Consider the following 16128-nt stretch of genomic DNA (forward strand, 5'->3'; position numbering starts at 1 on the left):
GATTGGCTCTGCCAGAGTGGATGATGAACAATACTTGGCGAACAAAGTGAGCAAAGTTACCGTACTAGAGAATCACCCAATTCCTAAGACAGAAGAAGAAGTGCAGACGATAGTTTGATTTGATTATTAGGTCCGAAAGTACCCCGATTGGCTCTGCCAGAGTGGATGATGAACAATACTTGGCGAACGAAGTGAGCGAAGTTACCATACTAGAGAATCACCCAATTCCTGAGACAGAAGAAGTGCAGACGATAGTTTGATTTGTTTATTAGGTCCGAAAGTACCCCGATTGGCTCTGCCAGAGTGGATGATGAACAATACTTGGCGAACGAAGTGAGCGAAGTTACCGTACTAGAGAATCACCCAAAGCCATGATCCAAACCAACAGCTGAACAATCGTTAAAAAATTCAATCAGCTCTAAAGTGAATTCAAACCAACCAACCTTTACCAAAATAAAGTACAAACAATGAACAATAACTAGGAGATGAAACAATGAGTTATCAAAAACCAAAAGGAACCAATGACTTATTACCGGGAACGTCAGAAAAGTGGCAATTTGTTGAAGAAACAGCTCGTTTGATTTTTCGTGACTATCAATATGAAGAAATCCGTACCCCTATTTTTGAACATTACGAAGTAATTTCCCGCAGTGTAGGGGATACGACAGATATTGTTTCAAAAGAAATGTATGATTTTTACGATAAAGGCGATCGTCATGTGACATTGCGTCCAGAAGGAACAGCCCCGATCGTTCGTTCTTTTGTCGAAAATAAATTGTTCGGACCTGAATTTTCGAAACCTTATAAAACCTACTATATGGGACCAATGTTTCGCTATGAGCGCCCACAAGCAGGACGTTTGAGACAATTTCACCAAATCGGTGCTGAAGCTTTTGGCAGTGTGAACCCAGCGGTGGATGTTGAAAGTATGGCGATGGCCTTAGACTTTTTCAAACAATTAGGAATCAATCAAATTCGTTTAGTGATCAACTCTTTAGGAGATAAAGAGACAAGAGCTGCATATCGCCAAGCATTGATCGACTATTTAGAACCAAAAGTAGCTGAATTAAGCGAAGATTCAAAACGTCGTTTACATGAAAATCCTTTACGTGTGTTAGACAGTAAAGATAAAAAAGATCAAGCAATCGTAGCTGATGCACCATCGATTTTGGATTATTTAAGCTCGGAGTCAAAAGAACATTTTGACACTGTCAAAACGATGCTGAACGAATTGAATATTCCATTTGAAGTGGATAGCAACATGGTAAGAGGATTAGATTATTACACAAACACAATTTTCGAAGTGATGAGTGAAGCACCAGGTATGGGCGCACAAGCGACGATTTGCGCTGGTGGTCGTTATGATGGATTAGTTGAGGAACTTGGTGGACCAGCAACACCTGGCTTTGGGTTTGCAATGGGCATTGAACGTGTCTTGATTACGATGGAAGCAGAAGGCGTTGCGGTTCCAGTGATCAATGAAATCGATGCTTATGTTGTTGGAATCGGTGAGCAAACAAATGTAGAAACACTAAAACTGGTTCAAGCAATTCGTAATTTTGGCTTTTCAGCTGATCGTGATTTTATGGATCGAAAAGCAAAAGCTCAATTTAAAACAGCGGCTAAATTAAATGCTAAACTTGCTCTGACTTTAGGTGAAACTGAATTAGCTGAAGGCATTGTAAATGTAAAATCAATGGCTAGCCGTCAGGAAAAAGCATTCCCACTATCAGATATTTATGAACGATTCGATGAAATCTATGATGAAATGATGACAGTGATGTTTGATTAAATAAAAGTAAAAAATGAAGAGGAGTAATCATCAATGGCAAAAAGAACAGTATACTGCGGAGAAGTTTCAGCAGATTTAGTAGGACAGATCATCACATTAAAAGGCTGGGTGCAAAAGCGCCGTGATTTAGGAGGGGTCATTTTTATCGATTTACGTGACCGTGAAGGAATCGCTCAAGTCGTTTTTAACCCTGCGCATTCAAAAGAAGCATGGGAAATTGCAGACAAATGTCGTAGTGAGTATGTGATCGAAATTACAGGCGAGCTGACTTATCGCGACAAAGAAGCGGTCAACCCTAAAATGAAAACAGGCGAATTTGAAATAATGGCAACAGATATCACAATTTTGAATACAGCTAAAACACCACCGTTTTTAATTGAAGATGAAAATAATGTCGGCGATGAAATTCGTATGAAATATCGTTATCTAGATTTACGTCGTCCAAAAATGACAGCAAATTTAAAATTACGTCATGAAATAACGAAATCGATCCGTCATTATCTAGACAATACCGATTTTATCGATATTGAAACACCTTATTTTGGTAAATCAACACCAGAAGGGGCACGCGATTATTTAGTTCCTTCACGAGTTCATGCAGGTCATTTTTATGCATTGCCGCAATCACCACAAATTTTTAAACAATTATTAATGAATGCTGGTTTTGATCGCTATTATCAAATTGTTCGTTGCTTCCGTGATGAAGATTTACGTGGTGACCGTCAACCTGAATTTACTCAAATCGATATGGAAACAACGTTCTTAACACCAGAAGAAATCCAAACGATGACAGAAGAAATGTTAGCGAAAGTGATGCGTGATACAAAAGGGATCGAAGTAACAGTACCTTTCCCTCGTATCAGCTACAATGAAGCAATGGCACGTTATGGAAGTGATAAACCAGATACACGTTTTGAGATGGAATTGATCGATATCGCAGATGTCGTAAAAGATGTTGACTTCAAAGTGTTCCAAATGGCTTTAGAAAATGGTGGACAAGTCAAAGCGCTAAATGCTAAAGGGGCGGCCGATAAATATTCAAGAAAAGATATGGATAATTTAGGTACGTATGTTAGCCAATTTGGTGCCAAAGGTTTAGCTTGGTTAAAAGTTGAAGAAGATGGACTAAAAGGACCGATTGCGAAATTCTTGACAGAAGTTTCTGATGATTTGATCAAAGCAACGAATGCAGAAGTTGGTGATATCTTAATGTTTGGAGCAGATAAACCAGAAGTGGTTGCAGCAGCTTTAGGGGCGATTCGTTCTCGCTTAGGGAAAGAATTAGGCTTGATTGATGAGTCTAAATTCAACTTCTTATGGGTCGTTGATTGGCCATTGTTTGAATATGACGAAGAAGCTGGCCGCTATGTTTCTGCTCACCATCCATTCACACAGCCAAAAGAATCTGATATCGAATTACTTTCGACAAATCCAGCAAAAGTCTATGCCGAAGCTTATGATATTGTCTTGAATGGTTATGAGCTAGGTGGAGGTTCATTACGGATCCACAAGCGCGACCTGCAAGAAAAAATGTTTGAAACTTTAGGCTTTACGAAAGAATCCGCACAAGAGCAATTTGGGTTTTTATTGGATGCTTTAGATTATGGATTCCCTCCACACGGTGGAATTGCTTTAGGATTAGACCGTTTAGTGATGTTATTAGCTGGCGAAAATAATATCCGTGAAGTAATTGCTTTCCCTAAAAATGGAAAAGCTGCAGACCCAATGACAAATGCGCCAAGCGTGGTGTCACCATTACAATTATTTGAATTAAACATTGATGTAACAGCAATCGATGAATAACGATTGACTTAGTCAAGATAAAACAAGTTTTCAGTAAACTACGATAGTTTATTGGAAACTTTTTTTACGTTTTTATCAACAAACAAAATAGTCCTTTCAATAAAAAGGCTGTTCCTCTATACTTTAACTAGTAGGCGGATTAAAGGGGTGAGTAAATTGAAGAACAAGAATCGGGCGTTTTTTTTGACTATTATTGTTGTATTATCGAGTTTTACAGCATTATTTTTTTACGTGAGCAGACCAACAAGTATTGAAACATATAATAAGGAAATCAACGAGCTAGAAGACGCAATACAAAGCGAGAAAAAAGAGGAAGCGGAGCCGCCCAAAGAGCCAACGCAAAAACAGACGGATGTATTAATCAAGGGTGAAAAGGTATATGTTACGTATGATTCGGGCGAGAATTGGGTAGAAGTTCCTGAGCGTTTAGAAGAGATTCAATTTGGTGAGTATACCCCTTCTTATGAGAACGGTTTGATGGAGCAAAGCTATTTTATAACAAAAGAAAATACGTCATTCCTCTATGAAAATCTAGGCTTAAAGCTTCTTCAAACGGTCGATCAAGGAAAAACATGGCAAAAATATGATATTTCCCAAGAAAATGCAGGTATTCGTTTTCGAAAAATCGCTTTTTTAAGTAAGGATTTTGGCTATGTGATTTATTCTGGGGGTCGCGTTGTTCGTCAAGAAGGAACGGTAGCGTATTTGACACATGATGGTGGAAAAACGTGGGAGGAGACCGCAGGTATCGATCAAACGTCATTAATCCAAGACGGCGGTTTTATTGATGAAAGAACAGGCTTCTTATCTTTTGGAACAGCAGCACCTAATCTACGCATTACGAAAGATGGAGGAGCTAGCTGGCAAGCTGCGACAATTCAGGTGCCTGAAAAGTATAAAGCTATTTTTTTAGTCGCTGAAATGCCCTATAAAGTTGGAGAACAATTAGAGGTTTTACTAAATCAAGGAGAAGTCGGTGATTATCAAGGTGGTTTAGTAAAAGGAAAATTTATTTCAAAAGATAATGGAGAAAATTGGGTATTTGATCGTGAGGTAGAACCAGATGGAGAGTAAAAAAAGAATAAAAAAAATTAGTGGGATCATCTTTTTGATTTTGACTATATTGTGTCTGCTGTTTTTAGGCGGTTTTGTACTTGTGTCTTCGAAAGGGATCGAATTAATAAGTGATTGGTTTTTGCTCGCTGCAATAATAGGTAGTTTTCTATTTTTAGGTTTGACGCTATTATGTCTAATGGATCTGGATAAAAAAAGAAAAATCTATATAATTTTGCTCCAAATTGCGGCAATCATCACAGTGAGTGCTCTTTTCAGTTTTGTAAAGCCGAAAGAAAAAGCGATAATAAGTCTTTCACCTGATGCAAAACATGTTTTTTTAGTCAAAGAAACGAGTGACGATCAAGGAGTGTATTACTTCAATAATTACTACCTGATTTTAGCTCGCTTAAAAGAAAAACTGCCTACTAATGGGATCACTGATTATCGCTTAACTTGGTTAACCAATGAGACGTGTGTACTGACTTATCGTTCAAAAGATCAAGCGGTCCATCAATATATTGGAACCTACGGTGGACGAAAGATAGCCTATTCTTACGTTTTATCAGCTCTGATAGGTGTTTGGGAATCGAAAGATGGAGATACCAGTCTAACATCTAGTGCTTCTGAAGGAATTGTTATCCAAGAGGTTGGGGAGAGAGAAAAATATTCATTCGAACAAACCGTGCAATTTGGTACAACAGCATTGACGATAAACGATGATACGAATGCGCGTTGGTCGATTAGTTTAGATTCAGAAAACAAGTATGATGAATATGGGGATATCGTCCAAAATGCTCAGACAAAAATTATTTTATTAAAAGCAGGATTTGATGACCCACAAAAAATTGAGCTATATTTTAAGCGATCAAGTGAATAAAAAATGGGGAGTACTGCATCTAGGCATTGCTCCTTTTTTCAGCTCAGGTGAAACTGTAGAAATCAATGAAAGGGTTCAACTTTTGAATTTTAGTAGTAGCAAATTATCAGTATCACTAATACTCATAATAATACCTTAGTCAAACGCTTTATGATTAATAGCTCTCATTTATATCAAGACTCAAAACCTGACCTATAATGCTGCGTTAGCCTCACAGCTTTCAACTGCGGCTCTAATTGAACGCTTGATTGCTTTTTGTTTCAACAAGGGATAAGTCCATTTCATTCTGAGTACGAAGAGTGTTTATAGTTTGTTTATATTTATGTTCTATACTAAATATAAATACCGCTAAAGGAGAATAATCATGAATAAGAAAAAAATTTTGTTAGAGATAGCATTGCTCGCTTCATTTTTACTTATTTTTTCAGCCTGCCACTCTAAAAAAAATGATACAAATCACTCAATAAAGGAGAGTACAAGCATGACTACGGATAAAAATAATACCAAGCAATCAAATGAATCCAAAGAATCAAACACAATGAACACAGTAAAAGCATCTAGCCAATCATTTCCAGCGGGTACATTAATACAGGCTGTAAATAATAATGATTTTGCACAAGTCCAAGCCATACTAGTAGATGAAAACTATTCGATCGATGAAGTCAATGCACAAGGTGAAACACCTCTTTTGATCGCAACACATCAAAACTTCATCGGAATCGCAAAACAGTTGATTGATGCGGGAGCCGATATTAACGTGCAAGATCATATTTCGGATAGTCCATACCTTTATGCAGGAGCCCAAGGAAAAACCGAAATTCTGACTTATATGCTAGAAAAACAAGTACCAAATCAGCAAAAAGTGAATCGTTTCGGAGGAAATGCACTGATTCCAGCGGCTGAAAAAGGACATCTTGAAAATGTGAAGCTATTATTAAAAGATGGCCGAGTAGCGATCAATCATCAAAATAATTACGGGTATACAGCCTTGATAGAAGCTGTTGCATTGAGAGATGGTTCTGAAATCTATCAACAAATCGTTGACGTTTTATTGGAAAGTGGAGCTGACAAAACGTTGAAAGATAATACTGGACGGACAGCTGAGGATTATGCTAGAAGTTTAGGCTACACTGAGATGTTGAATAGCCTAAATGCCTATTGAAATCGAATTATTTAGAGGCTTGATCATTGCGATGATTAAGTATTTTCTGCTATTCTGAAGATTGTCCTTTTTTTCCGAACTCAAAGCACGTATAATGAGAACCAAATGAATCAAATAAAGTGAGGCTGCTCCTACATGAAAAAATTCTTTGAAAGTTTACCCGTCCATGATTACACGACCAAACTTTCCGTGTCGATTGTCTATGCAATCTTGGCATCGGTTGCGATGAACTTCTTTTATCAACCAGGAAATATCTATTCCAGCGGGATTACTGGACTTGCGCAAATATTAACGACTTTATCTACGAATATTGTTGGGTTTAAAGTGCCGGTCTCGATCACATTATATGCGTTGAATATTCCGTTATTTTTTGTTGCTTGGCGTAAAATTGGGAAAAAATTTACAATTTTCACCTTTTTGACGGTGACTCTAACTTCAATCTTTATGCAGATCGTACCGCAAACAAGTTTGTCTAATGATCCAATTATCTGTGCAATTTTCGGTGGTGCAGTGATGGGTTCTGGTATTGGTTTTGCGTTGAAAAATGGTCTTTCTTCGGGGGGGTTGGATATTTTTAGTATCACGATTCGTAAGAAAACTGGACGTTCTGTGGGGTCGATTTCAATGTATTTTAATGGGCTGATTATCTTTGTTGCAGGTTATTTATTTGGTTGGCAGTATATGTTTTACAGCGCATTGTCGATTTTTGTGAGTGGGAAAGTGACAGATGCTGTTTATACGAAGCAAAAGAAAATGCAAGTCATGATCATTACCAAAAATCCAGATGCTGTGATCGATGGAATCCAACAAAAAATGAGACGAGGAATCACAATCATTCATGAAGCAGAAGGTGCGTATCGTCATGATAAACAGACATTATTGTTAACGGTTGTGACTCGTTTTGAATTGCCATCATTGGAAGCTGCGATGAAAGAGTCTGATCCGTCTGCTTTTGTGAGTATTTCGGATAATGTCAAAATTCTTGGTCGTTTTTATGAAGAGGATTTATAATGTGTAATAGGAAGCTAAAAAATCCAGCATAATAGCTGGATTTTCTTATTTGCTTTGAATTTTTTAACAAGAATTTTAAAATACAAGTGATTCAAAAGAGGCATCTTGCATAATGAATTTCAAAGAGGAGATAGCGAATTTCAAAAAATAATCTCTTTTTCTTGAAAAGAGCAATGAAAACTGTTAGACTATGTATATAAGATTGAGGGACGCTTTTAAGACTGTTAAAGAATTTAACATTGAAAAAGAAGAACGCCAATCCTATTTTTTTAAAGTTCATAGGTCGTTTTAAGTCTTACTTGGACGTTTTTAGACCAACGAAGGAGCGCATCATGCTAGATGAATTAAAAATGATTGAAGCAGTTGCTCCAGATTTGCTCGATGTAATGCAGGAAAGGTTTCATATTCTTCGTAATATTTACTGGATGCAGCCTATTGGACGCAGAAGTCTATCTGATAGTATGGGGATTACAGAACGGGTTTTGAGAACTGAGACCGATTTTCTGAAAAACTTACAACTGATAGAAACTTCTAAAAGTGGAATGACATTAACTGAAAAAGGCTTAGAAGTTTATCAAGGATTAGAGACAGTAATGAATCAACTACTCGGTATGCATCAAGTCGAAAAAGAAATCAGCCAATATTTTGGGATCAAGCGTTGTATCGTTGTAGCAGGCAATAGTGACAATCAGGAGAAAGTACTTTATGAATTTGGCGATATTTTGACCGATTCTTTGGATCTACTCTTACCTGATGGTGATAATATCGTTGCCGTTATGGGTGGCACGACCATGGCCTTGACCGCAGAACATATGGGGACCCTAGAAACGGAAAAACGACATATTTTGTTTGTTCCAGCTAGAGGCGGCATCGGTGAAGCAATGACTGTTCAAGCCAATTCAGTAAGTGCTGTAATGGCAAGTCAAACTGGCGGTCACCATAGAGCATTATATGTTCCAGAGCAATTGAGTCTTGAAACGTATAACTCGCTGCTGCAAGAACCATCGATCCAAGAAGTATTAACACTGATCGAACAAAGCAATTGTGTTGTTCATAGTATTGGACGCGCGTTGCATATGGCAGCACGCCGTAAAATGTCGGATGAAGAAATGGTCATGTTAAAGCAAAATAATGCTGTAGCAGAATCTTTCGGGTATTTCTTTGATGAAGAGGGCGAAGTCGTTTATAAAATCCCTCGCATCGGACTTCAGCTTAAGGATGTACAAAAAATACCAAATGTCGTTGCGATTGCAGGCGGCAAGACAAAAGCCAAAGCAATTCGGGCATATATGAAAAACGCACCAAAACAAACGTGGCTCATCACAGATGAAGCTGCCGCAAATGAGATTTTAAAAGGGGTAACCCTTTAAAATAAAAAATTTTTGATTTTCATAAGGAGGAAATCTTTAATGACAGTTAAAGTAGGTATTAATGGATTTGGACGTATCGGACGCTTAGCATTCCGTCGTATCCAAGATGTAGCAGGAATCGAAGTAGTAGCAATCAATGATTTAACAGATGCTAAAATGTTGGCTCACTTGTTAAAATATGACACAACTCAAGGACGTTTCAACGGAACTGTTGAAGTTCATGATGGATCTTTCAACGTTAACGGTAAAGAAGTTAAAGTTCTTGCTAACCGCAACCCAGAAGAATTACCATGGGGCGACTTAGGCGTAGATATCGTTCTTGAATGTACTGGATTCTTCACTTCAAAAGAAAAAGCTGAATTACACTTAAAAGCTGGTGCTAAACGTGTTGTTATCTCTGCTCCAGGCGGAAATGACGTACCAACAATCGTTTACAACACTAACCACGATATCTTAACAGGTAAAGAAACAGTTATCTCAGGTGCTTCATGTACGACTAACTGTTTAGCTCCTATGGCTAAAGCTTTACAAGATAACTTTGGTGTGGTTGAAGGTCTTATGACTACGATCCACGCTTACACAGGTGACCAAATGACTCTTGATGGACCTCACCCAGGTGGAGACTTCCGTCGTGCACGCGCTGCAGCAGAAAACATCGTACCTAACACTACTGGTGCTGCTAAAGCAATCGGTCTAGTTATCCCTGAATTAAACGGTAAATTAGACGGAGCTGCTCAACGTGTTCCTGTAGCAACTGGTTCATTAACTGAATTAGTAACTGTTCTTGACAAAAAAGTAACAGTTGAAGAAGTAAACGAAGTGATGGCTAAAGCTGCTAACGAATCTTACGGATATAACGAAGATCAAATCGTATCTTCTGATATCGTAGGTATGACTTTCGGTTCATTATTCGATGCTACTCAAACTAAAGTAATGACTGTTGGCGATCAACAATTAGTGAAAACTGTTGCTTGGTATGACAACGAAATGTCTTATACTGCACAATTAGTTCGTACTTTAGAGTACTTCGCTAACCTATAAGATCAATTCTTATCATTAGTGAAATTTGAACAACTGTGAAATAATAAGCGGGGAAGCAACGCGCTTCCCCGCTTATTTTATAAGTTCAAGAAAAATCATTCTTTTCAAAATCCAAAAATAGATAGGAGTACCTTTTAATGGCTAAAAAGACTATCAAAGATGTAGACTTAAAAGACAAAAAAGTTCTTGTACGTGTTGACTTCAACGTGCCTTTGAAAGATGGCGTGATTACAAATGATAACCGTATCGTAGCAGCACTTCCAACAATTAAATACGTGATCGACAATGGCGGGAAAGCAATTTTATTCTCTCACTTAGGTCGTGTTAAGACAGAAGAAGACAAAGCTGGCAAATCACTAAAACCAGTAGCAGAACGCTTAGGCGAATTATTGGGTAAACCAGTAACATTCGTTCCTGAAACACGTGGTGCTGAATTAGAAACAGCTGTTAACAATATGAAAGACGGCGACGTTTTAGTGTTTGAAAACACTCGTTTTGAAGATATCGACGGTAAAAAAGAAAGCGGAAATGACGCTGAATTAGGTAAATACTGGGCTTCTTTAGGCGATGTATTTGTTAATGATGCATTTGGTACGGCTCACCGTGCACACGCTTCTAATGTAGGTATTGCGTCAACTGGTATCCCAACAGTTGCTGGATTCTTAATGGAAAAAGAAATCAAATTCGTTGGTGAAGCAGTAACTGCACCAAAACGTCCATTTGTTGCTATTTTAGGTGGCGCAAAAGTTTCTGACAAAATCGGTGTTATCGAAAACTTGATCTCTAAAGCAGATAAAATCCTTATCGGTGGTGGAATGACTTATACATTCTACAAAGCCAAAGGTATGAACATCGGTAACTCTTTAGTTGAAGAAGATAAAGTAGCATTAGCAAAAGAATTAATCGAAAAAGCAGGCGATAAATTAATCTTGCCAATCGATTCAATCACGGCTGCAGAATTCTCAAACGATGTACCAACAGAAGAACATAGTGGTGATGTTCCTGATGGACAAATGGGACTTGACATTGGACCTGAAACAATTGCTTTATTTGCCCAAGCATTAGAAGGTGCAAAAACAGTTGTTTGGAATGGACCAATGGGCGTATTCGAAATGAGCAACTTTGCCAAAGGAACAATCGGTGTTTGTGAAGCAATTGCTAACTTGGCGGATGCAACAACAATCATTGGCGGTGGAGACTCTGCTGCTGCAGCTATTCAATTAGGCTTTGCGGATAAATTCACGCACATCTCAACTGGTGGGGGCGCAAGCTTAGAATTATTAGAAGGTAAAGAATTACCTGGTCTAGCAGCAATCAACGACAAATAGAAAAAGTTGAACAAGTTATTTATCCATTAATGACGATAGGTCTAGCTTGTGAAACGGGCTGGATAAAACTATTTCACCCATAATTTACCATAAAAAGAAAAGGATGTGCTTTTCCATGCGTAAACCAATTATCGCTGGTAACTGGAAAATGAACAAAACTGCTTCAGAAGCGAAAGCTTTTGCAGAAGCAGTAAAAACAAAAATTCCTGCCAATAGTGCTGTTGATTCAGTAATCGGTTCTCCTGCTTTATTCTTACAAGAATTAGTAGAAGCGGCTAAAGGAACTGAATTAAAAATCTCTGCACAAAACTGTTACTGGGAAAACTCAGGTGCCTTCACTGGTGAAACATCTCCAGCAGCACTTGCTGATCTAGGTGTTGACTATGTAATCATCGGTCACTCTGAACGTCGTGAGTACTTCCACGAAACAGACGAAGACATCAACAAGAAAGCCAAAGCAATCTTTGCAAACAACATGACACCAATCTTTTGTTGTGGTGAATCTTTAGAAACATACGAAGCAGGCAAAACTGCTGAATGGATTGAAGGCCAAATCACAAAAGGCTTAGTTGATTTATCTAATGAGCAAGTATCTTCAATGGTTATTGCTTACGAACCAATCTGGGCCATCGGAACTGGTAAATCTGCTGATGCGAATATCGCTGATGAAATTTGTGGCGTTGTTCGTGCAACAGTTGAAAAATTATACGGCAAAGAAGTATCAGAAGCTGTACGTATCCAATACGGCGGTTCTGTAAAACCTGAAAACATTGCTGAATATATGGCAAAAGAAAACGTTGATGGTGCTTTAGTTGGCGGAGCGAGTCTTGAAGCTGACTCTTTCTTAGCTTTACTTGATGCTGTTAAATAATCACGTCTTATAACAATATACGCAATTAATCAAAGATTCATTGAATATTCTATGAATTATGCAAAAAATGTTTGCATAGCACTCGGTTATTCACTACAATCATAATTAAGGGAATCGAATCCCCTTAGTATAAAACAAACTCAAAGGAGAGACAAAACATGTCAATTATTACTGATGTTTACGCACGCGAAGTCTTAGACTCACGCGGTAACCCAACAATCGAAGTAGAAGTATACACTGAAAGCGGTGCTTTTGGTCGTGGAATGGTTCCATCTGGTGCTTCAACTGGTGAATACGAAGCGGTTGAATTACGTGATGGCGACAAAGCTCGTTACTTAGGTAAAGGGGTTGTTAAAGCAGTTGACAACGTAAATAACATCATCGCTGAAGCAATTATTGGCTACGATGTACGTGACCAAATGGCTATTGATAAAGCAATGATCGATTTAGATGGAACTCCTAACAAAGGTAAATTAGGCGCAAACGCTATTCTTGGTGTTTCAATCGCTGTAGCCCGTGCTGCTGCTGATTACCTAGAAGTACCTTTATACCACTACTTAGGCGGATTCAATACTAAAGTATTGCCAACTCCAATGATGAACATCATCAATGGTGGATCTCATGCTGATAACAGTATCGACTTCCAAGAATTCATGATCATGCCTGTAGGCGCTCCTACATTCAAAGAAGCTTTACGCTACGGTGCTGAAGTATTCCACGCGTTAGCTGGAATCTTAAAAGCGCGCGGTTTAGCTACTTCTGTAGGTGACGAAGGTGGTTTCGCTCCTAACCTTGGTTCTAACGAAGAAGGTTTTGAAGTAATCATCGAAGCAATCGAAAAAGCTGGCTATGTACCTGGTAAAGATATCGTTCTTGCGATGGATGCTGCTTCTTCTGAATTCTACGACAAAGAAAAAGGTGTTTACGTTTTAGCTGATTCAGGCGAAGGCGAAAAAACAACTGAAGAAATGATTGCATTCTACGAAGAATTATGTGCGAAATACCCAATCATCTCAATCGAAGATGGATTAGATGAAAATGACTGGGATGGTTTCAAAAAATTAACAGTTGCTTTAGGCGACAAAGTTCAATTAGTTGGTGATGATTTGTTCGTTACAAATACAACTAAATTAGCTGAAGGGATTGAAAAAGGAATCGCGAACTCAATCCTTATCAAAGTAAACCAAATCGGTACTTTGACTGAAACATTCGAAGCAATCGAAATGGCTAAAGAAGCTGGCTATACTGCAGTTGTATCTCACCGTTCAGGTGAAACAGAAGATTCAACAATCTCTGATATCGCTGTTGCAACAAACGCTGGTCAAATCAAAACTGGTTCATTAAGCCGTACAGACCGTATTGCTAAATACAACCAATTATTAAGAATTGAAGACCAATTAGGCGAAGTTGCTGAATACAAAGGCTTGAAATCTTTCTACAACCTAAAAAACAAATAATTTTAACTGATCATAAAGCAAAAAGGGACAATTGATCGTCAGATCTTTTCTCCTTATACTCCTTCGTAAAACCTCCTCTTGTTTAGGCAAGAGGAGGTTTTTTATATATATTTAATAAACCCGTATACTCAGTTATACTGAATAGAGCAAAATATTTTTTTAAGGAGATGAGGAAAAATGAAAGAAATAGGTAGGGTGGTTTCCTTATGTTGGGCTTCAATCGTTTTAGCTTCATGCAATTCCCCAAAAGTGCCAATAGAGGATTCAAAAAAAGGAATTGATGAAAGCTTAATACAAAGATTAGCTGGCTCATGGGTAGCAAATAATTATGATTACGGTAGCTATGAAATTGTTTATGATGAAAAAAAGTTGATATTCAATTCAGAGAAACTAGAAATCGAGTACACTGAAGATAGTAGAGTGTTTACACATCAAGTAAAAGATAAAACATTTCATTACATATTTGAAGTAAACGAAGAGGAAATTATTGTTTATCCTAAATATGAAGTCAAACAAAGTGGGGATGAACTAGTATCAGGTGGAGATTTAGCGCCAATTGAGTTGAAAATGACTCGAACAATATCTCAAGAAAGCATTTTAGGCCGATGGAAGTCTACAGAACCAGACTTTCCAGCATTTATTCAAATAAACGCTACTTTTGATCCTAATAAAGTGGAGTTACTAATTGCAAAAACTGAAAGCTTAGAGAATAGTGAAGCAATCCCATTGACCTTCGAAACTGGAGAAACTGAGTTGATTTACTTAAACAAGGATAAGACGCTTAGATATAGCTTTTCTTATTATAATGAAACGCAACTGATTCTGAGTTCTTCGACAAATAAGAATGGTGCAGAAGGTATAGCGCGATCATGGATTTTAGAAAGACGTGTTGATTGATAAAATTATTCAAAAGAAAAAATCGATGTTATACTAAAAAGAAAAATAGGAGGATATGCTATGAATCAATCAGATCTTCAAGAAATAATGCAAAAACAACGTGCTTTTTTTAATTCAAACCAAACTAAATCAATTTCTTTCAGAAAAGAAAAGCTTGAACAACTACTAACAACTATACAAAAACACGAAGAAGATTTTTATTGGGCTTTTGAAAAAGATTTAAAAAAACCTAAAGCAGAAGTTTATGCAACGGAGTTAGGTTTAGTTCTTTCTGCCATCAAAGATATGCTGAAAAATCTTGATAAATGGACGAAGCCGGTCAATAAACCCAGAGCGATTTCCTCTTTACTGAACAAGAATACAGTTTTTCTAGAACCATTTGGAACCGTTTATATCATCGGTCCGTTTAATTATCCGCTTCAATTGACCTTAGTTCCTTTAATCGGTGCACTTGCGGCGGGCAATTGCGCGCTCGTAAAACCATCGTCAAAAACGCCGAATGTTGCTGCAGTGATTGGTGCTGTTATTGGTGAAACCTTCGACGAAGAGTATGTCAAGATGCTTTCCCCGCATTCAATTGATAATGCTTCAGTGTTAAAAGAACGGATGGATTTCATTTTCTTCACAGGTAGCGCCAAAGTCGGGAAAATTGTAATGGAAGCTGCAGCAAAACAGTTGACACCAGTTGTCTTAGAACTTGGTGGTAAGAGCCCGGCAATCGTTACAGAGCAAGCCGATATCGAGTTAGCTGCTGAACGAATTATTTGGAGTAAGCTATTGAATACAGGCCAAACATGTATTGCTACAGATTATGTTTTAGTTGATGAAAAAGTTAAAAATCAACTAATTATCGCTTTAAAAGAAAAAATCATTGAGTTTTATGGATCAAATATACAAGCCAATAATGATTATGGTCGGATTGTTCAAGGACCTGCAATTGACAAGTTTATTCAATTGATCGATGAAAATCAAGATGTACTAATCTACGGTGGAGAGTATGATCGTGCTACAAGGTTTGTCGCGCCAAGTTTATTCGATATTGACTTAAGCCGAGAGAATAGTCTGATGAAAGAAGAGTTATTCGGTCCTCTATTACCGATTTGTGCATATCAACAATTGGATGAAGCAATCACGTTTGTCAAAGAAGGGGAAAAGCCATTAGCGGTTTATTTATTTTCAGATGATAGGGATGTTCAAAAACGAATTTTATCTGAACTTTCATTTGGTGGTGGTGGAATCAACCAAACGATCCTTCATGTGGCCAATGATGATCTACCTTTTGGTGGAGTAGGGGCATCGGGAATGGGGAATTATCATGGAAAATACAGTATTGAGACTTTTTCGCACAAAAAATCAATTGTTTACGGTAGAAAAGACACCATGGCAAAACTAATTTATCCACCATATGATCAGAAAAAATTCGATTGGTTGAAACGTTTATTATAAAATGAAGAATTCCAACG

13 protein-coding genes are annotated in these 16128 nt (G+C 37.8%); all 13 read left to right on the forward strand.

Annotated features, from left to right (window positions below; all coding sequences use genetic code 11):
* Positions 1–493: 493 nt before the first annotated feature.
* Positions 494–1792: a histidine--tRNA ligase gene (gene hisS, locus IGJ50_RS11550; protein ID WP_429950496.1), complete on the forward strand. Its 1299-nt coding sequence runs from the start codon at positions 494–496 to the stop codon at positions 1790–1792.
* A gap of 33 nt (positions 1793–1825) precedes the next feature.
* Complete coding sequence (gene aspS, locus IGJ50_RS11555; protein ID WP_429950498.1) at positions 1826–3595, forward strand: aspartate--tRNA ligase; 1770 nt, start codon at positions 1826–1828, stop codon at positions 3593–3595.
* A 147-nt stretch (positions 3596–3742) separates the two neighbouring features.
* The gene (locus IGJ50_RS11560; RefSeq protein ID WP_429950500.1) at positions 3743–4669 is read left to right on the forward strand and encodes a WD40/YVTN/BNR-like repeat-containing protein; all 927 of its coding nucleotides are present in this window, start codon (positions 3743–3745) and stop codon (positions 4667–4669) included.
* Positions 4659–5528, forward strand: coding sequence for a hypothetical protein (locus IGJ50_RS11565; protein WP_069640626.1), 870 nt, complete (start codon positions 4659–4661; stop codon positions 5526–5528). The genes IGJ50_RS11560 and IGJ50_RS11565 overlap by 11 nt, the downstream gene beginning before the upstream one ends.
* Positions 5529–5892: 364 nt before the next feature.
* Positions 5893–6690 (forward strand): ankyrin repeat domain-containing protein, encoded by a 798-nt coding sequence (locus tag IGJ50_RS11570; protein WP_429950501.1) that lies wholly within the window; start codon positions 5893–5895, stop codon positions 6688–6690.
* A gap of 135 nt (positions 6691–6825) precedes the next feature.
* Positions 6826–7701: a YitT family protein gene (locus IGJ50_RS11575; protein ID WP_069640628.1), complete on the forward strand. Its 876-nt coding sequence runs from the start codon at positions 6826–6828 to the stop codon at positions 7699–7701.
* Positions 7702–8033: 332 nt separating this feature from the next.
* A complete protein-coding gene (locus tag IGJ50_RS11580) occupies positions 8034–9071 on the forward strand; it encodes a sugar-binding transcriptional regulator (RefSeq protein ID WP_429950504.1) in 1038 nt (345 codons plus the stop codon).
* Between the two features lie 39 nt (positions 9072–9110).
* On the forward strand, positions 9111–10112 hold the full coding sequence (gap, locus tag IGJ50_RS11585) for a type I glyceraldehyde-3-phosphate dehydrogenase (RefSeq protein ID WP_025872307.1): 1002 nt from the start codon (positions 9111–9113) through the stop codon (positions 10110–10112).
* A gap of 137 nt (positions 10113–10249) precedes the next feature.
* Positions 10250–11440: a phosphoglycerate kinase gene (locus IGJ50_RS11590; RefSeq protein WP_069640630.1), complete on the forward strand. Its 1191-nt coding sequence runs from the start codon at positions 10250–10252 to the stop codon at positions 11438–11440.
* Between the two features lie 115 nt (positions 11441–11555).
* The gene (tpiA, locus tag IGJ50_RS11595; protein ID WP_069640631.1) at positions 11556–12311 is read left to right on the forward strand and encodes a triose-phosphate isomerase; all 756 of its coding nucleotides are present in this window, start codon (positions 11556–11558) and stop codon (positions 12309–12311) included.
* Positions 12312–12469: 158 nt separating this feature from the next.
* Positions 12470–13768: a phosphopyruvate hydratase gene (eno, locus tag IGJ50_RS11600; protein WP_010771434.1), complete on the forward strand. Its 1299-nt coding sequence runs from the start codon at positions 12470–12472 to the stop codon at positions 13766–13768.
* A 177-nt stretch (positions 13769–13945) separates the two neighbouring features.
* Positions 13946–14665: a hypothetical protein gene (locus tag IGJ50_RS11605; RefSeq protein WP_429950505.1), complete on the forward strand. Its 720-nt coding sequence runs from the start codon at positions 13946–13948 to the stop codon at positions 14663–14665.
* Positions 14666–14725: 60 nt separating this feature from the next.
* The gene (locus tag IGJ50_RS11610) at positions 14726–16111 is read left to right on the forward strand and encodes an aldehyde dehydrogenase family protein (protein WP_429950506.1); all 1386 of its coding nucleotides are present in this window, start codon (positions 14726–14728) and stop codon (positions 16109–16111) included.
* Positions 16112–16128 lie beyond the last annotated feature (17 nt).

This window comes from Enterococcus sp. AZ101 (assembly GCF_050499005.1).
GTDB classification, from domain to species: domain Bacteria; phylum Bacillota; class Bacilli; order Lactobacillales; family Enterococcaceae; genus Enterococcus_L; species Enterococcus_L ureilyticus.